Raw genomic sequence first — 20,134 nt, 5'->3', positions numbered from 1 at the left:
CGACATCCTGCCAGGCCGCGCCGACGCCGAGCTGCCGTGACCCGAGGCCTCCGGCTGGCGGGAGCTGCACGAGGCCCAGGCAGCGAGTGTCGACCGCGGCGAGGTCGTCGGGATCGAGGGCGGCCACTACCTCCACCACACGCAGTCGCCCGAACTGGCGGCACAGACCCGCGCGTTCCTGGATTCGCTCGCGACGCCCTAACTCCGGTTTCGAATCGCGCGACCCCGGTCATCCGGGCCGACTCACCAGCCTCTCCCCGCTCACCACGGGTTCGCAATCCACCTATTGCCGAGCAGGTCTTGTCAGTAGGCGGCTAGGGGTCCACGCCCCGCAGGATAGGGACCGGGGGGCTAGGGGCGGCGCCGTTCAGACGGTGCTGCGGGTGGGTTCAATGCGGTGCGTTGGCGGCCGGGCCGAATGGTCAGCACGATGACGACCGCAGTCAGGGCGATGATCGGCGCGGAGAACGGCAGGCTCAAGAATACGATCGTCGTGATCGCGCCGGAGGCGGCTACGAGAGCGGTGGCGATGACGGCCACGGTGCGTGAGGTCGCGCGGGCGAACGCGGGGAACAGGGAGATGGTGAGTGCGATCCCGATAAGCATGAACGCGGTGGCGGTGGTCGCGCCCCATATGGGAGGGAGGTTCGTCATGTCGGTGTCGACGCCCAGGTACCAGAGGACGTGTGCGCCCCCAGCGACGAGAATCCCGAGGCTGCCCAGTACAGCCGCCCCCCAGCGAGGATGAACCGTTGTGGGGCGGGATATCAGCCCCACAACGATCGCCCACAGACTGGCGAGAGGGGTGATGAAGAAACAAAGCACGTGGACGAGGGCTTCGTTCTGCTCGGTGAATGCGACGGCCACGATGGTCATAGCGACAGCAGCTGAGGCAACACTGATCGCCCCGAGCACCCAAGGCAGCACCTGTGTGATTCTCATTGCAAGCCCCTTTCGAGCAGCTGTTCGTGCTTCGAGGGGAACGAGTTCGGGGTGGGCGTCACGAGCCTCTTCGAGCATTCCGAAGAGCACGTGAGCGTTCACTTCTCTCCAGCGTCGCGGATAGGCTTCGAGGCTTCGTCGCAGGGGATCGGTGTTCATGCTTGTGCTCCCGCGGTCCGCACCTGCTGCAGTTTGAACTGTGCGCGTCGTGCCCGTTGGGCGAGCGCCTTCGCCTCGAGATCGAGAACGTGAAGCCCCGTCTCAGAGATCGCGTAGTACCGTCTCAACCTCCCGCCGACGATTTCATCCTGCGTCTGGGCGATCCACCCGAGTGCGAGGAGCTTCTCGAGTGCGGCGTACACGGTCGCGACACCTGGCCGTTGCCCCGTGAGCGTCGAGACTTCCTCGACGAGTGCGTATCCGTGGAGTGTGCGACCGGTGAGAGCAGTGAGAAGCGTGAACTGCAACGGTGACGGTGTCTTCATGACATCAACCCTAAAGAGTGGGCATATTCTGATCAACGAGAATATACCCACTCTCAGGAGGTCCTCAGTTGCATCCCGACGAGACCCACACGGCCAACCGCTGAGCCGGGTGTGAGCAACCCGCATGCATCCTCGGTGGCGGCGTAGGGGAACCGTGAGGATCGACGGATACGCCCGCGCGCGGGAGTTGTATCGGATCCGTGCTCGACATCATCTACATCGCGCTGACTCTCGCGCTGTTCGCCCTCGTGTCCCTGGTCGCCAAGGCGGTGGACCGCGCATGATCGTCTTCGAGATCATCGCGGCCGTCCTCGCCGTCGCCGCCGTCGTCTACCTCGTCGTCGCGCTCGTCGCGCCGGAGCGATTCTGATGGGTGCGGCGATCTGGTTCGGCATCCTGCAGCTCACGGCCGTCGTGGTCGTGCTCGTTCTGGTCTACCGCCCCCTCGGCGACTACATCGCCCGGGTGTACTCCTCGGCGAAGGACCTGCGCGTCGAGCGCGGCGTCTACCGGCTGATCGGCGTCGACTCGTCGTCCGAGCAGACCTGGCGCGCCTATGCCCGCAGCGTTCTCGCGTTCTCGGTCGTCGGGCTGCTGCTCGTCTACGGGCTGCAGCGCCTGCAGGCGTTCCTGCCGCAGTCGCTCGGTCTCCCGGCCGTGCCCGAAGGGCTCGCTTTCAACACCGCGGCATCCTTCGTCGCGAACACCAACTGGCAGTCGTACTCGCCCGAGCAGACCGTGGGCTACACCGTGCAGCTCGCCGGCCTCACGGTGCAGAACTTCGTCTCCGCGGCGGTCGGACTCGCCATCGCGATCGCGCTGATCCGCGGCCTCGCACGCCGGGGCTCGGCGACCATCGGCAACTTCTGGGTCGACCTGGTCCGCGGTCTCGGCCGCATCCTCCTCCCGATCGCCCTGATCGGTGCGGTGGCGCTCCTCGCCGGTGGCGTGATCCAGAACTTCGCCGGCTTCACCGACGTGACCACCGTGTCGGGCGGAACCCAGACCATTCCGGGCGGACCGGTCGCCTCGCAGGAGGCGATCAAGCTCCTCGGCACGAACGGCGGCGGCTTCTTCAACGCCAACTCCGCGCACCCGTTCGAGAACCCGACCGGGTTCACGAACCTGCTGGAGGTGCTGCTGATCCTCGTGATCCCGTTCTCCCTCCCCCGCACGTTCGGCCGCATGGTCGGCGACCACCGCCAGGGCTACGCCATCGCCGCGGTCATGGGCACGATCTTCCTGATCTCGACCTTCGCGCTCTCGGCGCTCGAACTGGCCGGCCGCGGCAGCGCACCCGAGCTAGCCGGCGCCGCGATGGAAGGCAAGGAGGTGCGCTTCGGCATCCTCGGATCCACGCTGTTCGGCAGCGCGAGCACGCTCACCTCGACCGGTGCGGTCAACTCGATGCACGACTCGTACACGGCGCTCGGCGGCATGATGCCGATGCTGAACATGATGCTCGGCGAGGTCGCCCCCGGCGGCGTCGGCTCGGGCCTCTACGGCATGCTCGTGCTCGCGATCATCGCCGTGTTCGTCGGCGGGCTGCTCGTCGGCCGCACCCCCGAATACCTCGGCAAGCGCATCGGTCCGCGGGAGATCAAGCTCGCGAGCCTGTACATCCTCGTCGTCCCTGCACTGGTCCTCGGCGGCACCGCGCTGAGCTTCGCGATCCCCGGCATCCGGGAAGACGTGGAGTCCACCAGCATCCTGAATCCGGGCGTGCACGGCATGAGCGAGGTGCTCTACGCGTTCACCTCGGCGTCGAACAACAACGGCTCCGCCTTCGCCGGACTCACCGCGAACACCCCGTGGTTCAACACCGCACTCGGGATCGCGATGCTGCTCGGACGCTTCCTCCCCATCGTGCTCGTGCTCGCCCTCGCCGGCTCGTTCGCCGCGCAGGAGCGTGTGCCCGCCACCTCGGGAACGCTGCCCACCCACCGGCCGCAGTTCGTCGGCCTCCTCCTCACCGTGACGGTCGTCGTGACCGCCCTCACCTACTTCCCCGTGCTCGCACTGGGACCCCTCGCCGAAGGACTCGTCTGACCATGACTCTCATCACCACGCCTTCCGAATCCCCTTCTGAACAGCAGGATGCTGCGGCATCCGCCCCCGCGCAGCCGACGCGTTCCTTCGGCTGGTCACAGCTCGTCGAGGCCCTGCCCGGCGCCCTGCGCAAGCTGAACCCCGCAGCCCTCGTCCGCAACCCCGTGATGCTGCTGGTCTGGGTGGGCGCCGCGTTCGCGACCGTGCTGGCGATCGCCGAACCGTTCCTCGGCGGACCCGCCGACTCGGGCGGCACCCCGGTCCCCGCGCCGTTCACCTGGGGCATCGCGGTGTGGCTCTGGCTGACGGTGCTGTTCGCGAACGTCGCCGAGTCCGTCGCCGAAGGCCGTGGCAAGGCCCAGGCCGCGAGCCTGCGCAAGACCCGCACCAGCACGATGGCCCGCAGGGTGGTCGGATACGACGCGGCTTCGGATGCCGCCGCAGAACGTGCCGAGACCCTGGAGGTCTCGTCCGCCGAACTGCAGCGCGACGACGTCGTGATCGTCACCGCCGGCGAGCTGATCCCCGGCGACGGCGACATCATCGCGGGCATCGCGACCGTCGACGAGTCGGCCATCACGGGCGAGAGCGCCCCGGTGATCCGCGAGTCGGGCGGCGACCGCAGCGCCGTCACCGGCGGCACCCGCGTGCTGTCCGACCGGATCGTGGTGCGCATCACCTCGAAGCCCGGTGAGACGTTCGTCGACCGGATGATCGCCCTCGTCGAAGGCGCCAGCCGCCAGCGCACCCCGAACGAGATCGCCCTGAACATCCTGCTCGCCAGCCTGTCGATCATCTTCGTGGTCGTGGTGCTCGCCCTGAACCCGATCGCCTCCTACGCGGCATCGCCCGTCAGCATCCCGGTGCTCATCGCCCTGCTCGTCTGCCTGATCCCGACCACCATCGGCGCACTGCTCTCGGCCATCGGCATCGCCGGGATGGACCGGCTCGTGCAGCGCAACGTGCTGGCCATGTCGGGGCGCGCTGTCGAGGCCGCGGGCGACGTCACCACGCTGCTGCTCGACAAGACCGGCACCATCACCTACGGCAACCGCCGTGCGCACGAGGTCCTGCCCCTCCCGGGCATCGACGCCGGCGAACTGCTGCGGGTCGCGGCCCTGTCGTCGCTCGCAGACCCCACGCCGGAGGGTGCCTCGATCGTCGAGCTCGCCGCCGCCCGCGGCATCCGCGTCACCGCTCCGGAGGATGCCGTCGTCGTGCCGTTCACCGCGCAGACCCGCATGTCGGGACTCGACCTCGCCGACGGCACGCAGATCCGCAAGGGCGCAGGTTCCGCGGTGCGGGCGTGGCTCGGGCTCGACGCCGAGGACGCGGAGCTCACCACCCGCACCGACACCGTCGCCGAAAGTGGAGGGACCCCCCTCGTCGTCGCCGTGCGGACCCCGGCGTCTGCCCCGGCATCCGCCCCGGCCCCGGCATCCGCGTCTGCCCCGGCATCCGCACCTGCCCACTTGTCGGAAGAACGGACGGATGTCGGAGGAATCGCCGCGGAACGGTCCGACATCCGTGCGAACTCCCGACAGGTGTCCGACGAACAGGTGACGGAGGGCCGCATCCTCGGCGTCGTGCACCTCAAGGACATCGTCAAGGACGGCCTGCGCGAGCGGTTCGACGAGCTGCGCAGCATGGGCATCCGCACGGTGATGATCACGGGCGACAACCCGCTGACCGCGAAGGCCATCGCCGCCGAGGCCGGGGTCGATGACTTCCTCGCCGAGGCGACGCCCGAGGACAAGCTCGCCCTCATCCGCCGCGAGCAGGAGGGCGGGCGCCTGGTCGCCATGACCGGCGACGGCACGAACGATGCCCCCGCCCTCGCGCAGGCCGACGTCGGCGTGGCCATGAACACCGGCACCTCGGCTGCGAAGGAGGCCGGCAACATGGTCGACCTCGACTCCGACCCGACCAAGCTGATCGACATCGTGCGCATCGGCAAGCAGCTGCTCATCACCCGCGGAGCCCTCACCACGTTCTCGCTCGCGAACGACGTGGCGAAGTACTTCGCGATCATCCCGGCGATGTTCATGGGCGTCTTCCCCGGACTCGCCGCGCTCAACATCATGCAGCTGCACTCGCCGGCATCCGCCGTGACCAGCGCGATCATCTTCAACGCGATCGTGATCGTGTTCCTGATCCCGCTCGCCCTGCGCGGAGTGAAGTACCGCCCGGCGAGCGCCTCGCAGATCCTGCAGCGCAACCTGCTCATCTACGGACTCGGCGGCGTGATCGCCCCGTTCATCGGCATCAAGCTCATCGACCTCGTCGTCAGCCTCATCCCGGGCTTCTGACCCGGCTCGGAAAAGGAACCCAGACATGTCCTCCACTCGCACCGCGGCCCGCACCACCGGGGTCGCCATCCGCGCGATGCTCGTCCTCACCCTCGTGCTCGGCGTCGGCTACACGCTCCTCGTCACGGGCATCGGGCAGCTCGCTCTCCCCTGGCAGGCGAACGGCTCACCCCTCCCCGACGACAAAGGCAGCTCACTGATCGGCCAGCCGTTCACGGATGCCGACGGCGAGGCCCTGCCGGAGTACTTCCAGTCCCGCCCCTCGGCGGCCGGCGACGGCTATGACGGGGCGGGCTCCAGCGGCAGCAACCTCGGCCCGGAGAACCCCGACCTGGTCGCGGCCATCGCCGACCGCCAGGCCGCGATCGCGGAGCGCGAGGGCGTGAAGGCGTCCGAGGTGCAGGCCGACGCGGTCACCGCCTCGGGTTCGGGCCTCGACCCCCACATCAGCGTCGCCTACGCCCTGCTGCAGGTGCCGCGCGTGGCCGAGGCGCGCGGGCTCCCGGAACAGCAGGTCGAGGACCTCGTGGAGTCTAGGATTCAAGGGCGGGATCTGGGATTCCTCGGCGAGGAGCGCATCAACGTCGCCGAGCTCAACCTCGCGCTGGACGGCCAGGAGGGCGAATGAGCGCAGATCGGACGCATCGCCCGACGTCGGAGCAGTCTCGTCGTGGACGCCTCCGTGTCCTGCTGGGTGCCGCTCCCGGCGTGGGCAAGACGTTCGAGATGCTCGCCGAAGGACGCCGCCTCCGCGAGGAGGGACACGACGTCGTCATCGCCATCGTCGAGACCCATGACCGCGCGGCCACGCTCGCGCAGACGGTCGGACTGCCCGAGGTGCCCCGTCGCGTCGAAGACCATCGCGGCATCGCCCTGACCGAACTCGACCTCGACGCCGTGCTCGCCCGGGCTCCCGAGATCGCGCTCGTCGACGAGCTCGCACACACGAACACCCCCGGTTCGCGGCATCCGAAGCGCTGGCAAGACGTGGACGAGCTGCTGGACGCCGGCATCGACGTCGTCACCACCGTCAACGTGCAGCACATCGAGTCGCTCAATGCCGTGGTCGAGAAGATCACCGGCATCGCGCAGCAGGAGACGATCCCGGATGCCGTGGTGCGCGCCGCGGACGAGATCGAGGTCGTCGACCTCGCGCCGCAGTCGCTGCGGGACCGGCTCTCCGCCGGGCTCGTGTACCCGGCCGAGCGCATCGATGCCGCCCTGTCGAACTACTTCCGCCTCGGCAACCTCACCGCGCTGCGCGAGCTCGCCCTGCTCTGGCTCGCCGACGAGGTCGACAGCGCCCTGCGCACCTACCGTGCGGAGCAGGGGATCGAAGGGAACTGGCAGGCCAGGGAACGGGTCGTCGTCGCCCTCACCGGCGGCCCCGAAGGCGAGACCCTGCTGCGTCGCGGTGCACGGATCGCCGCCCGCTCGGCCGGCGGAGAGCTGCTCGCGGTGCACATCTCGGCGCAGGACGGACTGCGCAACGAGACCCCCGGCGCCCTCGCCACGCAGCGCACCCTCGTCGAATCGCTCGGCGGCAGCTACCACCAGGTGGTCGGCGACGACATCCCGGCCACGCTGGTCGAGTTCGCGCAGGGGGTGGATGCCACACAGCTCGTCATCGGCGTCAGCCGTCGCAGTCGACTCGCCGCCGCGCTCACCGGTCCCGGCATCGGCTCGGAGGTGATCCGCCGCTCGGGTGACATCGACGTGCACATCGTGACCCACGCCGCAGCCGGAGGGCGACTCGCCCTGCCGCGGATGACCGGCGGGGCGCTCGGCTGGCGGCGGCAGCTGCTCGGCTTCGCGGTGGCCCTCGCGTTCGGGCCGCTGCTGTCCTGGGTGATGTTCACCTTCCGCAGCCCCGAGTCGATCACGGCCGAGGTGCTCGCGTACCAGTTGCTCGTGGTCGTGGTCGCCCTCATCGGCGGCATCCGTCCTGCCGTGTTCGCCGCGGTGCTCTCCGGCGTCACGCTCGACTTCCTCTTCGTCGCCCCGCTGTTCACGATCACGATCGCGCATCCGCTGCACGTGCTCGCGCTCGCGCTGTACGTGCTCATCGCGATCCTGGTGAGCATCATCGTCGACCAGGCCGCCCGACGCGCCCGCACCGCGCAGCGCGCCACCGCCGAGGCCGAGCTGCTCGCCGCGGTCGCCGGCAACGTGCTGCGGGGCGACAACGCGGTGCGGGCCCTCGCCAGCCGCACCCGGGAGGCGTTCGGGCTCAGCGGCGTGCGGGTGCTCTCCCCCGAAGGCGATGTGCTCGCCAGCGACGGGGAGCCGGTCGCCGACGGACGAGCCACGAGCATCCCGGTCGGCGTCCGCCCCGGTGGCGGCCCGCGCGCGATGCTGGAGCTGAACGGCGAACCGCTGGCGGGGCCGGAGCGTCGACTGCTCGACGCGATCGTGGCGCAGCTGTCGGCCGCGATCGAGCACACCGACCTGCGGGCGACCGCGAGCGAGGCCGAGGCCCTGGCCGAGACCGACCAGGTGCGCAGCGCGCTGTTGTCGGCCGTGAGCCATGATCTGCGGCGCCCGCTGGCCTCGGCCGTCGCGGCGATCGGCGGACTGCGCGGCGCGCACGAGCTCTCGGCATCCGACCGCGAGGAGCTGCTCGCGACCGCCGACGAGAGCCTCGCCACCCTGTCGACCCTGGTCACCGACCTGCTCGACGTGAGCCGCGTGCAGGCCGGGGTGCTCGCGGTCTCCTCCTCTCGGATGGATGCCGCCGGCACCGTGCTCGCCGCCATCGATGAGCTCGGGCTCGGCCCCGCCGACGTCGAGCTCGCCCTCGACCCCGAGCTGCCGCCGGTGTTCGCCGACCCCGTCCTGCTGCAGCGCGTGCTGGTGAACGTGCTCGCCAACGCGCACCGCCACGCGCCCGAGGGCAGCCGGGTGATCGTCTCGACCAGTGCCCTCGGCGATCGCGCCGAGATCCGGGTGATCGATCGCGGCGACGGGGTCTCACCCGAGCGACGGGACCGCATCTTCCAGCCGTTCCAGCGCTTCGGCGACACCGACAACACCACGGGGCTCGGGCTCGGGCTCGCCCTGTCGCGCGGGTTCGCCGAGGGCATGGGCGGTACCCTGACACCCGAGGACACCCCCGGCGGGGGCCTCACCATGGTCATCTCCCTGCCACTCGGCGCAGGGCATCACGACACGGAGGAGACGGAGTGAAGCTCCTCATCGCCGACGACGACCCGCAGATGGTGCGGGCGCTGCGGATCACGCTCGCCGCCCATGGATACGAGGTCGTCGTGGCGGCCGACGGTGCCGCCGCGGTCGCTGCTGCCGCGCAGACGCATCCCGACCTCATCATGCTCGACCTGGGGATGCCACGGCTCGACGGCATCGAGGTCATCCAGGCGCTGCGCGGATGGACGAACGTGCCGATCATCGTGGTCTCCGGCCGCACCGGGTCGGCCGACAAGGTCGAGGCTCTGGATGCCGGTGCCGACGACTTCGTGACGAAGCCCTTCCAGGTGGACGAGCTGCTCGCGCGGCTGCGGGCGCTGTCCCGCCGGTCGATGCCGGCGAACGGGGAGTCGACGGTGGCGTTCGGCGACGTCGTGGTCGACCTCGCGACCAAGACCGTCACCCGCGCCGGAACTCGCGTGCACCTGACGCCGACGGAGTGGCGGATGCTGGAGCACCTCGCACGGCATCCGGGTGCCCTGGTCACGCGACAGGATCTGCTGAAGGAGATCTGGGGCAGTGAGCAGGTGTCCGACTCGGGCTACCTGCGCCTGTACATGTCGCAGCTGCGCAAGAAGCTCGAGCAGGAGCCGGCCGCGCCGGTGCACCTGCTCACCGAGGCGGGGATGGGCTACCGGCTCGTGCTCTGAGCCGAGCGCGCACGGCGTCGCAGCACCGCGACGACCCCGGCGACGACGAGCAGCACGGCCACGATGATCGCGGTGATCGCCGTCGGAGTGCTCTCGGGCTCTCCGGTGAGACGGCCGACCGCGAGCCAGGCCAGACCCCAGGCCGTCGCGAGGGCGGGGGCGATGCGACCTGTCGCCCACGCGGCAGCGGCACCGATCACCAGGACGACGACCAGCACGGCGATCGCCCAGGCATCCGCGGCCTCCGCCCAACTCTCGGGTGCGATCTGCGTCAGCCACGCGGCCGTGTTCGCGACCGTCGCGATCGTCACCCAGCCGAAGTGCAGGCCGTTCGCGCCGTCGGTCAGGATGCGGTCGGCGAGGTTTCGCGCCGGGAAGCGCCCCAGTACGACGATCACCCGCGCGAGCACGGCCAGCAGCAGGGCGATAACGACGACCGTGAGCCACAGCGTCAGATACCGCGCGGTGACCAGCCAGAGCCCGTTCAGCACCATCGAGGCGGCGATCCACCCACCCACAGCCTGCTGGCGAGCATCCTGTCGCTGTGCCGGAAGCGCCTGCCACACCGTGTACGCGATGAGCCCGATGTAGATGAGGGACCAGATCGAGAAGGCGGGGCCGGCGGGCGCGAGATACGAGCCCTGTGCCGAGAGCGCGCCGTCCTGCAGGTCGTCGACGGATGTTCCGCCGAAGGCTCCTGCGCCCACGGCGGCCGCGATCAGCATGAACGATGCCGCCGCGATGATCAGGCTCTGCCGGCCGATGCCCTTCGTACGTGAGTCCATGGTCGTGACCATACGGCGTGGAGCGCCCGGTGCGCATCGGGGTTGACACCCGGCCGCCGTTTCGCTAACCAGGTTAGCCAAACGGCCGGGCCGCCCGCCTCCTCTGCGCATCCGTCGGGAGAAAGTCCATCCGTCGGGAGACACGCCGTCGAATGCCCCGACACCCGCGAATCCTCCCGACATGCGTGCAGGGCAGGATGGATGCCGCGGAACGGGTGGGCGGACGACGGTGCCGGGACTCAGGCCCGGGCGAAGGCCGCGTCGATCAGGACCTCCGCGGCGCCGCGCGCCTGCACGGCCACGGAGGGGTCCTTCGAGATCGCGGCCGTGCTCTGCGCCCCCTCGGCGAGGATCGACAGCTGTGCGGCGAGCGCTGCGGGGGCACCCGTGTCGGCGACCAGGCCCGCCATGTACTCCTGGAACGACGCCTTGTGCGTGCGCACGATCTCGGCGACCTCGGGGTTCGTCCCGCCGAGCTCGCCGAACGCGTTGATGAAGGCGCAGCCGCGGAAGTCGTCGGCGCAGAACCAGTTCTCGAGGTATCCGTAGACCGCGAGCAGGCGGGTGCGCGGATCATCACCGGCATCCGTCACGGCCGCGGAGAGCCCGGACTCCCACTGGGCGTGCTTGCGGGCGAGGACAGCGGTGACGATGTCGGTCTTCGCGGGGAACAGCGCGTAGAGGCGACGCAGCGACACGCCGGCGGCCGAGCGCAGCTCGTCCATGCCGACGGCCGCGTACCCCTTGCGGTAGTAGAGCTCCTCCGCGGCGGACAGGATGCGCTCTCGGGCCTCGTCTTCGGTCATGTCCAGAAGTCTACTTGACACGAGAACGAACGTTCTCTAGATTGAACACATCGAGCGAGAACGAGCGTTCTCACCGCAACCGAAAGGACCAGGATCATGGGCTACATCACCGTCGGAAACGAGAACAGCACTCCGATCGAGCTCTACTACGAAGACCAGGGTTCGGGTCAGCCCGTCGTCCTGATCCACGGCTACCCGCTCGACGGCCACAGCTGGGAGCGTCAGACCCGCGAGCTCCTCGCCCAGGGCTACCGCGTCATCACCTACGACCGCCGCGGCTTCGGCGGATCTTCCAAGGTCAACGCCGGCTACGACTACGACACGTTCGCCGCCGACCTGAACACCGTGCTCGAGACCCTCGACCTGCGCGACGTCGTGCTCGTCGGCTTCTCGATGGGTACCGGAGAGCTCGCCCGCTACGTCGCGAAGTACGGACACGACCGCGTCGCGAAGCTCGCCTTCCTCGCCTCGCTCGAGCCCTTCCTGGTGCAGCGCGACGACAACCCCGAGGGCGTGCCGCAGGAGGTCTTCGACGGCATCGAGGCCGCGGCGAAGGGCGACCGCTTCGCGTGGTTCACCGACTTCTACAAGAACTTCTACAACCTCGACGAGAACCTCGGCTCGCGCATCAGCGAGCAGGCCGTGACCGGCAGCTGGAACGTCGCCATCGGCAGCGCACCCGTGGCCGCCTACGCGGTCGTCTCGGCCTGGATCGAGGACTTCCGTGGCGACGTCGAGGCCGTGCGCGCCGCGGCCAAGCCCACCCTGATCCTGCACGGCACGAAGGACAACATCCTCCCGATCGACGCGACCGCGCGCCGCTTCCACCAGGCGGTGCCGGATGCCGACTACGTCGAGGTCGAGGGCGCCCCGCACGGCCTGCTCTGGACCCACGCCGACGAGGTCAACGCGGCACTGAAGGACTTCCTCGCCAAGTAACCCCCGTTCGTATCGCGCAAATGGTCCCGTTCCTGCTGGAACGGGACCATTTGTGTTACTCGAAGGCGAAGGAGGGAGCGACAGCTACGCGTCGCGCGAGCGCCAGAGCAGCCAGACGAAGTACGGGGCTCCGATCAGCGCGACCACGAGTCCGGCGGGCAGTTGGGCGGGGGCGATGACCGTACGCCCGATGGTGTCGGCGACTCCGACGAGCAGACCGCCCAGCAGCACCGCGACCGGGATCACCCTGGCGTGCCTGGCACCGACGAGCGCCCGTGCCGCATGCGGAGCGACGAGCCCGACGAAGCCGATCACACCGATCGCCGTCACGCTGAGGGCCGCGAGCACCGCCGCCACGACCAGCAGCGTCAGCCGCACGGGCTCGAGCCGGATGCCGACGAGGCGCGGAGTGTCTTCGTCGAGGGACAGCACGTCGAGCTCACGACGGCTCATCACCACGAACGGCAGCGCGATGGCCAGCACGATCGCCAGCGGCAGCACCTGCTCCCACACCCGGCCGTACGTGGTGCCCGACAGCCAGCTGTAGATCTTCGGGGTGTCCCAGGGGTTCGACCTCAGCAGGAAGAAGGTCGTGAGCGACACGGTGAAGTACGAGACGCCGATGCCGATCAACAGGAACCTGTCGGCGTTCAAGCCGCCGCGCCACGACAGCAGGTACACGAGGGCGAAGGCCAACAGCGCACCGGCGATGGCACCCGCGATCATGCCCGCGGTGGAGGAGACGGCACTCGTGATCACGAGCACCGCGCCGAGGCCGCCGCCGCCCGTGACGCCGAGGATGCTCGGGTCGGCGAGCGGGTTCCGGCTCACCCCCTGGATGATGGCGCCGGACAGCGCGAGCGCCCCACCGGCGACGACCGCGGCCACGATGCGCGGCGCCCGCTCGTCCAGCGCGAAGGCGATCGCGGGGGGAGCTTCGCCCTGCAGCCACAGCGCGATGTCGCCGGTCAGCAGCCAGGTGTGCCCGGCGAGCAGGCCGAGCAACAGCACCCCGATCACGCCCAGCACGACGACCACCATGGTGATGCGGAACCGGAGTCGGCTGCGCACGCCGAACCGCACCCGCGGAGGCTCTCGCGTCGGACCGGCATCGCGCAGGCGCCGCGCCATGAGCACGAGCACGATGGCTCCGAGAAGCGTGGTCGCGACGCCGGTCGGGATGAGGATCGCCGCCTCGGCCCCGATGATCGCCCGCAGCAGAGCATCCGAGAGGATCACGACGATCGCGCCGAGGAGGCCGGCCGCCGGGATCAGGAGCAGATGGCGGTTCAGACTCGGCACCACCCGCGTCAGCAGACGGGCGAGCACGGGCGCACACAGCCCGACGAAGCCCATCGGCCCCGCGAGCGTCACCGACACCGCGGTGAGCGTGACGGCGAGCAGGATGCCGATGGCCCTCGTCGAGCGGATCGGCACACCCAGGGAGGATGCCGTGTCGTCGCCGAGCGCCAGGATGTCGAACCGCCGCGCGAGCAGCAGGGCCGCCGCCGTCACCACGACCACGACGGGTGCCGCCTGCAGGAACGCGGTCAGCCCGAGCTGCGACAGGCTGCCGCTTCCCCACGCCAGCAGCCCCTTGGTCTCCTCGTCGAAGAGGATGAGCAGGGTCGAAGTGCCGGCCTGGAATGCGAGCGCGAGGGCCGTGCCCGCGAGGATCAGCCGCGTGGTCGACGACCCCGCACCACCGGCGAGGCCGAGCACGATCCCCGCGGCGATGAGGCCCCCGGCGAACGCGACAGCGCCCGACGCCCACACCGGCACCGCGATGCCGAACGCCGCGAGCGCCGTCACCGCGAGATAGACACCGGCGGTCACGCCCAGCGTGTCCGGCGAGGCCAGAGCGTTGCGGGCGAGCGACTGGAGCAGGATGCCGGCGACGCCGAGCGCCACCCCCACGGCGATGCCCGCGGCGAGGCGTGGCACCCGCGACCCCCACAGCACCTCGGTGTCAGCGAACACGGCACCGCTCGTGCCCTGCGTGAGATGCCAGCAGGCCACGGCGACGAGCACGATCGCAAGGGCGACGAGCACGCCGATGCCCGTCAGCAGGGCACCCGGCCGGCGTCCCTCCGCCTCGTCGGGCGCGACGGCGGGAGCCGGGCGCGCCGGCTCCGTCGTGGCCGCCGCGTCGTCGAGGCGAAGGGCACCCGTCACTTCGAGAGCACCTCGACATAGCCGTCGATGATCTGCTGGGTCGAGCGCGGTCCGCCGAACGTCCAGATCCCGGCGGGGAACGCGGTGAGGCGGTCATCGGCCACGGCGGGCAGCGAGGTCCAGGCCGGGTTGTCCTGCAGGGCGTCGATGAAGCTCTCGGACTCGGGGTCTTCGGTGCCGGTGTAGAACAGGCTGGCGTCGCCGACCGTGGTCATGCCCTCGACATCGGTCTGGCCGAGGCCGTACGTGGGGTCGACCTCGCCGGTCCAGGCGTTCTTCAGACCGAGCTTCTCGCCGATCTCCCCGACCAGCGAGCCCTGGCCGAACGGACGCAGCGCGACGTTGCCGCCGTCGACCCAGCCGTCGAAGAACACGAACTCCGTCGTGGGCAGGTCGAGATCCGCGAGTTCGGCCGATGCCGAGTCCAAGTGGGCCTGGAACTCGTCGGCGACGACCTCGGCGCGCTCCTCGCGGCCGGTCACCTGGGCGATGAGGTCGAGCGTGCCGAGCATCTTCGCGATGGGGTCGGCGGCATCCGCACCGATGGTCGCGAGCACCGGCACGTCGTAGGCCTCGAGCTGGGCGACGATGGGGTCGTCCGCGGCGCTGACCTCGACGATCACGAGGTCGGGCTCGGTGCCGAACAGCGTCTCGAGGTTCGGCTCCTGGCGGGTGCCGACGTCGGTCACACCCTCCGGGAGCTCCTCCGCGGTGACCCACGTGCTGTAGCCCTCGGCGTCGGCGACCGCGACCGGGGTGACGCACAGCGACAGCGCATCCTCGATCTGCTGCCACTCGAGCACCGCGATCCGCTCGGCGGGCTTGTCGAGTTCGACCGTGCGGCCGAGGTCATCCGTGACGGAGACGGCGCCCGTCGAGGTCGCGGTGGTGTCGTCGCCGCAACCCGCGCTCGTCGAGGCCGAGGCGTCGGAGTCGGAGGCGGCGGGGGCCTGGGTGGTGCCGCAGCCGGCGAGGGCCATCACGAGTGCGCCGCCGAGGGCGATCAGGGCGAGGGGCTTCTTCTTCATTCGGTTCTTCCTCCGGGAGGGGTGAGGGGGGTTCAGGATGCTGCGCGGGCGCGGTGCCGGCCGTGGTGACGACCGCGCGGGAGCACCCGCACGAGGCCGGTCTCCTCGTCGATCTCGGTGTCGATCCGCAGGCCGTACACGTGCGAGAGGTTCTCGCCCGTGAGCACCTCGGCGGGGGTGCCCGCCGCGTGCACTCGACCGGCGTGCAGCAGCACCACGTCGTCGGCGACGGATGCCGCGTGGTCGAGGTCGTGCAGCACGACACCCAGGGCGGTGCCGTGGTCGTCGGCGAGCTCGCGCACCAGGTCGAGCGTCTCCACCTGGTAGCGCAGGTCGAGGTGGTTGGTCGGCTCGTCGAGCAGAAGCACCCCGGTCTCCTGCGCCAGCGCGGTCGCAAGCCACACGCGCTGCAGTTCGCCGCCCGAGAGCTGGTCGACGGGGCGCGAGGCCATCGTGCGGAGCCCGGTCAGTTCGAGCGCCCGCGCGACGGCGGCGCGGTCGGCGTCGCTGACGCCCGAGAAACGGCCCCGATGCGGGTGGCGGCCGTACGCCACGACGTCGGAGACCTCGATCCCGGACGGATGCGGCCGCGACTGCGAGAGCATCGCGACGGCCTTGGCGAACTCCTTCGCCGAGAGGGCCGCGGCATCGCGAGTCTCGTCGCCGCCGATGCGCACGCTCCCCGCCTCGATGCGGTGCAGGCGGGCGAGCGCGCGCAGGACGGTCGACTTGCCGCTGCCGTTCGGCCCGATGAGGGCGGTGACCCGTCCGGGTGCCAGGCGCAGCGAGACGTCGTGCACCACCCGGGCTCGGCCGTATCCGAGCACGAGGGATTCGCCCTGCAGGGCGTGGGGCGCTGTCGTCGTCATGTCAGCCCCGCATCGCGACGCCGCGTCGCCAGTAGCCCATGAACGCGACCTGCCCGCGGTCGACGCCGAGGTCCTTGACGAGGTGGCGGCGCAGGGTGGTGACCACGCCGCTCTCCCCCGCGATCCAGAAGTAGCGCTCCGCCGGGGCATCCGCCCGGTCGATCTCTTCCCCGAGGCCGGAGTAGTCCGGCGTCTCCCAGAGCAGGTCCTCGCCGTCGATGTCCTTCACGCGGATCTCCTCCGCGGCGTCGGCGTCTCCGAGGTAGCCGAGCACGGCGGGGATCAGGCGCAGGCCGTGCGGGTCACCGGCGTCGCGCGGCAGCCAGTGCACCTCGACGCCGGACGGCACGTCGATGCGCAGGATGTCGGCGGGAGAGGGCACCTCGATGAAGGCCACTCCGCGCAGGTCGCGGGGCGCGTCCTCCAGGATGCGGGCGATGGCGGGAGCCGCCGTCTCGTCGCCGGCGAGCACGACCGACGCCGCGGTGCCCGGCGCGAACTCGGCCCCTCCGTGGGCATCCACGTCGACGCCGCGACGGGGCCCGACGAGGTAGAGCTCCTGGCCGACCGCCGCCTGGCTCGCCCACAGCGATGCGGGTCCGGTGAGCCCCGGCTCGAGGTGCAGCACGAAGTCGACGTCCACCTCGGTGCCCGCGGCGGGATCGACCCGCAGCTCGCGCACGGAGTAGGTGCGCATCGAGCCGCGCTCCTCCTCCGGCACCGCGAGGAAAGACTGCCACCAGTTGTCCGAGGCCCGATCGAGTTCGGGGAGGATGCCGGATGCCGGCGGGAAGACCAGCTTGATGCGGCTGTCGAACACCTCGCCGGGCGTGCCGAACTCACTCAGGTCGTCGCCACCGAACGTCACGCGCACGAACGAGGGCGAGACGCGGGCGACGGCGCGCACCTCGGCGCGGGTGAGGATGTAGGTCGGACGCTCGGTGGTGGTCGTCTCAGCGGACATGGTGCCTCCCGATGGGTGTGACCATCGGCTTGCCGGAGACCGGGTCGATGGTGATCTGATTGGCGAGGCCGAAGACCTCTTCGACGAGCTGTGCGGTGACGATGTCCTGCGGGGCGCCCGTCGCGTGCACCCGGCCGTCCTTCATCGCGACCAGCTCATCGGCGTAGCGTGCCGCGAGGTTGAGGTCGTGCAGCACCATGACGATGGTGGTGCCGCGCGAGACGCTCAGGTCGGTGAGCAGGTCGAGGACCTCAACCTGGTGCGCGACGTCGAGGAAGGTCGTCGGCTCGTCGAGCAGCAGGATGTCGGTCTCCTGCGCCAGGGCCATCGCGATCCAGACGCGCTGCCGCTGTCCGCCGGAGAGCTCGTCGACGCTGCGGTCGGCCAGGTCGGTGATGCCGGTCGCGTCGAGGGCATCGGCCACCACCTCGTAGTCGTGGGTGCTCCAGCGCGCGAGCATCTTCTGGTGCGGATGCCGTCCCCGCCCGACCAGGTCGGCGACCGCGATGCCCTCCGGCGCGACCGGAGACTGCGGCAGCAGGCCGAGGATCCGGGCGACCTCCTTGGTGGGCCGCGCGTGCACGGACTTGCCGTCGAGCACGATCTGCCCCTCGGTCGGCGAGAGCAGGCGGGCGAGCGAGCGCAGCAGCGTCGACTTGCCGCATCCGTTGGCCCCGACGATCGTCGTGATGCGGCCGGGGGCGATCTGCAGGTCGAGGCCGTCGACGACGGTGCGGTCGCCGTAGGCCAGACTCACGCCTTCGGCGGACAGGCTGTGCGAGACGGTCAAAGCGAACCCCCGGAACGGTTGGTGCGGATGAGCAGGTAGATCAGGTACGGCGCACCGACCACGCCGGTGATGACGCCGACCGGATAGCGGGTACCGAAGGCGAACTGGCCGATCAGATCGCCGCCGAGCACGAGCACAGCCCCGACGAACGCCGACGGAAGGAGCAGGTTGGCGCCCGGCCCGGTGATGCGGGCGGCGATCGGGCCGGCCATGAACGCGACGAACGCGATAGGACCGGTGGCCGCCGTCGCGAAGGCGAGCAGCGCGACCGCTCCGAGGATGAGCAGCAGGCGCGTGGCGTTGACCCGGATCCCGAGGCCGGCCGCCGAGTCGTCCCCGAGCTGCAGGGCGCCGAGCGCGCGGCCCTGCGACAGCATCAGCGGCACGATCACGGCCGCGGCGATCGCCATCGGCAGCACGCGCTCCCAGGAGGCGTTGTTGAGGCTTCCGGTCAGCCACTGCATCGCGGTCTGGATGTCCCAGTTCGCGGCGCGCGACAGCATGTACGAGATGACGCTCTGCAGCATCGCGGCAACGCCGATGCCGATCAGGATCAGGCGGGTGCCGGCGAAGCCGCCCTTGATCGAGAGCAGGTAGATCGCGAAGGCGGTGACGACGGCGCCACCGAGGGCGAGTAGCGACACGACCGGCCCGTTCACCGACAGCACCACGATGCCGAAGACCGCGGCCGCCCCGGCGCCGTTCGAGATGCCGATGATGTCGGGAGAGGCGAGCGGGTTGCGCAGCATCGTCTGGAAGCAGACGCCCGCCATGCCGAAGCCGATCCCGGTGAGCACGGCCAGGATCGCCCGGGGCAGCCGCAGGTCACCGACGGTGAAAGACGCTCCGGGCACGGTCTCGCCCAGGATCACGCGGATGACCTCGTCGAGCGGGTAGAACGTGTTGCCCACCATGAGGGCGACCGTGAACAGCACGAGCAGCAGGATGCCGAGCACGATCGTCGCGATCGCGTGGCGGCGGTGGCGCGAGCGACGTCCCGCGACGATGCGTGCGATCCGCGCGGATGCCGGCTCGTCGGCGCGGTCGAGGGTGTGCTCGGTGTGCTCGGTCGTGCTCACAGCTCACGCACCTTCTGCCGACGGACGATCCAGATGAAGAAGGGAGCGCCGATGATGGCGGTGATGATGCCGACCTGGATCTCCTCCGACGAGGGCGAGATCACGCGGCCGATGATGTCACTCGCGGTCAGCAGCGCAGCACCGGCGATGGCCGAGAACGGCAGCAGCCAGCGGTGATCGGTGCCCACCAGCATCCGGCACATGTGCGGGACGATGAGGCCGACGAATCCGATGGGCCCGGCGATGGCCGTCGCCGCTCCCGCGAGGATCACCGCACCGAGCGCCGATATCAGGCGTGTGCGGAACACGTGCTCACCGAGGCCCTTGGCCATGTCGTCGCCGAGGGCGAGGGAGTTCATGCCGCGCGAGCTCAGGAAGCAGATGAGGGCGCCGACCGCGAGCACCGGTGCGGTGAGCGCGATGCGGGGCCACTCCGCACCGCCGACGCCGCCGATCTGCCAGGACTGGAACGTCTGGAGCAGGTCGACGCGGGGCAGCATGACCGCGCTGATCAGTGAGGCGAAGGCCGCCGAGGTGGCGGCACCCGCGAGCGCGAGCTTGAGGGGGGTCGCACCCCCGCGCCCGAGGGAGCCGACCGTGTAGACGAACACGGCGGCGATCCCGGCTCCGGCGATCGCGAACCCCATCTGCCCGTAGGGGTTGCTGAGGCCGAAGAAGGCGATGCCGCAGACGACCGCGAGCGAGGCGCCGTTCGAGACGCCGAGGATGCCGGGGTCGGCGATGGGGTTGCGCGTCACAGCCTGCATGGTCGCACCGGAGAGGGCGAGCGCGGCACCGACGAGGAGGGCGAGCACGGTGCGCGGGATGCGCTTGACGATCGCGGCCTGGGAGATCGTGTCGGTGTGGCCGCCGAGGGCCGCGACGATGTCGTCGAAGGAGACCGCGCGCACGCCGAACGAGATCGACAGGATGCTGAGGACGACGAGCACCACGACCCCGATGAGCAGCCAGAAGGTGCGCACCAGCGCCGGGTGCCGCAGGTCTGCGGCACCCGGCGCGGGGGCGATGACGGTTGCTGAGGTCACTGAGGATTCACTCC

The 20,134-nt window shown here is 70.3% G+C and carries 18 protein-coding genes; 7 read left to right on the top strand and 11 right to left on the bottom strand.

Annotated features, from left to right (window positions below):
• Positions 1–351: 351 nt before the first annotated feature.
• The gene (locus tag ACCO44_RS02130) at positions 352–1,101 is read right to left on the bottom strand and encodes a hypothetical protein (protein WP_372468110.1); all 750 of its coding nucleotides are present in this window, start codon (positions 1,099–1,101) and stop codon (positions 352–354) included.
• The gene (locus tag ACCO44_RS02125; RefSeq protein WP_181156257.1) at positions 1,098–1,427 is read right to left on the bottom strand and encodes a PadR family transcriptional regulator; all 330 of its coding nucleotides are present in this window, start codon (positions 1,425–1,427) and stop codon (positions 1,098–1,100) included. The genes ACCO44_RS02130 and ACCO44_RS02125 overlap by 4 nt, the downstream gene beginning before the upstream one ends.
• A 280-nt stretch (positions 1,428–1,707) precedes the next feature.
• On the opposite strand from ACCO44_RS02125, the gene ACCO44_RS02120 reads away from it, so the two are divergent.
• Genes ACCO44_RS02120 through ACCO44_RS02095 form a run of 6 tightly spaced genes read left to right on the top strand, consistent with a single transcriptional unit; the run spans position 1,708 to position 9,639 of the window.
• Entirely contained in the window at positions 1,708–1,797 is a 90-nt protein-coding gene (locus tag ACCO44_RS02120; RefSeq protein WP_036303189.1) for a potassium-transporting ATPase subunit F, read from the top strand.
• Entirely contained in the window at positions 1,797–3,476 is a 1,680-nt protein-coding gene (kdpA, locus tag ACCO44_RS02115; protein ID WP_372468108.1) for a potassium-transporting ATPase subunit KdpA, read from the top strand. The genes ACCO44_RS02120 and kdpA overlap by 1 nt, the downstream gene beginning before the upstream one ends.
• Positions 3,477–3,478: 2 nt before the next feature.
• On the top strand, positions 3,479–5,785 hold the full coding sequence (gene kdpB, locus ACCO44_RS02110; protein WP_372468106.1) for a potassium-transporting ATPase subunit KdpB: 2,307 nt from the start codon (positions 3,479–3,481) through the stop codon (positions 5,783–5,785).
• Between the two features lie 25 nt (positions 5,786–5,810).
• A complete protein-coding gene (gene kdpC, locus ACCO44_RS02105) occupies positions 5,811–6,413 on the top strand; it encodes a potassium-transporting ATPase subunit KdpC (RefSeq protein WP_372468105.1) in 603 nt (200 codons plus the stop codon).
• Positions 6,410–8,971, top strand: coding sequence for an ATP-binding protein (locus ACCO44_RS02100; RefSeq protein ID WP_372468104.1), 2,562 nt, complete (start codon positions 6,410–6,412; stop codon positions 8,969–8,971). Before kdpC ends, ACCO44_RS02100 begins: the two co-directional genes overlap by 4 nt.
• On the top strand, positions 8,968–9,639 hold the full coding sequence (locus tag ACCO44_RS02095) for a response regulator (RefSeq protein WP_262002916.1): 672 nt from the start codon (positions 8,968–8,970) through the stop codon (positions 9,637–9,639). The genes ACCO44_RS02100 and ACCO44_RS02095 overlap by 4 nt, the downstream gene beginning before the upstream one ends.
• Here ACCO44_RS02095 and ACCO44_RS02090 read toward each other — a convergent pair.
• Together ACCO44_RS02090 and ACCO44_RS02085 are read right to left on the bottom strand one after the other, a co-directional pair.
• A complete protein-coding gene (locus ACCO44_RS02090; protein ID WP_372468103.1) occupies positions 9,621–10,424 on the bottom strand; it encodes a TspO/MBR family protein in 804 nt (267 codons plus the stop codon). The genes ACCO44_RS02095 and ACCO44_RS02090 overlap by 19 nt on opposite strands.
• 239 nt (positions 10,425–10,663) lie before the next feature.
• The gene (locus ACCO44_RS02085) at positions 10,664–11,230 is read right to left on the bottom strand and encodes a TetR/AcrR family transcriptional regulator (RefSeq protein WP_029261445.1); all 567 of its coding nucleotides are present in this window, start codon (positions 11,228–11,230) and stop codon (positions 10,664–10,666) included.
• 96 nt (positions 11,231–11,326) lie between these two features.
• Between ACCO44_RS02085 and ACCO44_RS02080 the strand changes: the two genes are divergently transcribed.
• A complete protein-coding gene (locus ACCO44_RS02080; RefSeq protein WP_167632805.1) occupies positions 11,327–12,169 on the top strand; it encodes an alpha/beta fold hydrolase in 843 nt (280 codons plus the stop codon).
• A gap of 84 nt (positions 12,170–12,253) precedes the next feature.
• Here ACCO44_RS02080 and ACCO44_RS02075 read toward each other — a convergent pair whose 3' ends face one another.
• From ACCO44_RS02075 to ACCO44_RS02045, 7 genes are read right to left on the bottom strand one after another with little or no spacing between them, the layout of a single operon-like run.
• Positions 12,254–14,344: an iron ABC transporter permease gene (locus tag ACCO44_RS02075; protein ID WP_372468102.1), complete on the bottom strand. Its 2,091-nt coding sequence runs from the start codon at positions 14,342–14,344 to the stop codon at positions 12,254–12,256.
• The gene (locus ACCO44_RS02070) at positions 14,341–15,372 is read right to left on the bottom strand and encodes an iron-siderophore ABC transporter substrate-binding protein (RefSeq protein WP_029261442.1); all 1,032 of its coding nucleotides are present in this window, start codon (positions 15,370–15,372) and stop codon (positions 14,341–14,343) included. Before ACCO44_RS02070 ends, ACCO44_RS02075 begins: the two co-directional genes overlap by 4 nt.
• Before the next feature lie 32 nt (positions 15,373–15,404).
• Positions 15,405–16,241, bottom strand: a complete 837-nt coding sequence (locus ACCO44_RS02065) for an ABC transporter ATP-binding protein (RefSeq protein ID WP_372468101.1) — start codon at positions 16,239–16,241, stop codon at positions 15,405–15,407.
• Between the two features lies 1 nt (position 16,242).
• A complete protein-coding gene (locus tag ACCO44_RS02060; RefSeq protein WP_262002932.1) occupies positions 16,243–17,205 on the bottom strand; it encodes a siderophore-interacting protein in 963 nt (320 codons plus the stop codon).
• Entirely contained in the window at positions 17,195–17,995 is an 801-nt protein-coding gene (locus ACCO44_RS02055; RefSeq protein ID WP_091032774.1) for an ABC transporter ATP-binding protein, read from the bottom strand. Before ACCO44_RS02055 ends, ACCO44_RS02060 begins: the two co-directional genes overlap by 11 nt.
• Positions 17,992–19,074, bottom strand: a complete 1,083-nt coding sequence (locus ACCO44_RS02050) for an iron chelate uptake ABC transporter family permease subunit (protein WP_215068374.1) — start codon at positions 19,072–19,074, stop codon at positions 17,992–17,994. Before ACCO44_RS02050 ends, ACCO44_RS02055 begins: the two co-directional genes overlap by 4 nt.
• Positions 19,071–20,120 carry a FecCD family ABC transporter permease gene (locus ACCO44_RS02045; RefSeq protein WP_372468100.1) on the bottom strand — a complete coding sequence of 350 codons (1,050 nt, stop codon included), beginning with the start codon at positions 20,118–20,120 and terminating at the stop codon, positions 19,071–19,073. The genes ACCO44_RS02050 and ACCO44_RS02045 overlap by 4 nt, the downstream gene beginning before the upstream one ends.
• Positions 20,121–20,134: the final 14 nt, after the last annotated feature.

Origin of the sequence: Microbacterium maritypicum (assembly GCF_041529975.1) — a bacterium.
Lineage (GTDB): Bacteria > Actinomycetota > Actinomycetes > Actinomycetales > Microbacteriaceae > Microbacterium.
Note: the sequence above shows the minus strand (reverse complement) of the source record. Positions and strands in the feature narration are given on the sequence as shown.

Bases quoted from the DNA above. Each gene is read 5' to 3' on its own strand.
- kdpA (WP_372468108.1), top strand. From the start codon at position 1,797: ATGGGTGCGGCGATCTGGTTCGGCATCCTGCAGCTCACGGCCGTCGTG.
- ACCO44_RS02080 (WP_167632805.1), top strand. From the start codon at position 11,327: ATGGGCTACATCACCGTCGGAAACGAGAACAGCACTCCGATCGAGCTC.
- ACCO44_RS02070 (WP_029261442.1), bottom strand. From the start codon at position 15,372: ATGAAGAAGAAGCCCCTCGCCCTGATCGCCCTCGGCGGCGCACTCGTG.
- ACCO44_RS02125 (WP_181156257.1), bottom strand. From the start codon at position 1,427: ATGAAGACACCGTCACCGTTGCAGTTCACGCTTCTCACTGCTCTCACC.
- kdpC (WP_372468105.1), top strand. From the start codon at position 5,811: ATGTCCTCCACTCGCACCGCGGCCCGCACCACCGGGGTCGCCATCCGC.
- ACCO44_RS02130 (WP_372468110.1), bottom strand. From the start codon at position 1,101: ATGAACACCGATCCCCTGCGACGAAGCCTCGAAGCCTATCCGCGACGC.
- ACCO44_RS02060 (WP_262002932.1), bottom strand. From the start codon at position 17,205: ATGTCCGCTGAGACGACCACCACCGAGCGTCCGACCTACATCCTCACC.
- ACCO44_RS02065 (WP_372468101.1), bottom strand. From the start codon at position 16,241: ATGACGACGACAGCGCCCCACGCCCTGCAGGGCGAATCCCTCGTGCTC.
- ACCO44_RS02120 (WP_036303189.1), top strand. From the start codon at position 1,708: ATGATCGTCTTCGAGATCATCGCGGCCGTCCTCGCCGTCGCCGCCGTC.
- ACCO44_RS02090 (WP_372468103.1), bottom strand. From the start codon at position 10,424: ATGGACTCACGTACGAAGGGCATCGGCCGGCAGAGCCTGATCATCGCG.
- ACCO44_RS02100 (WP_372468104.1), top strand. From the start codon at position 6,410: ATGAGCGCAGATCGGACGCATCGCCCGACGTCGGAGCAGTCTCGTCGT.
- kdpB (WP_372468106.1), top strand. From the start codon at position 3,479: ATGACTCTCATCACCACGCCTTCCGAATCCCCTTCTGAACAGCAGGAT.
- ACCO44_RS02085 (WP_029261445.1), bottom strand. From the start codon at position 11,230: ATGACCGAAGACGAGGCCCGAGAGCGCATCCTGTCCGCCGCGGAGGAG.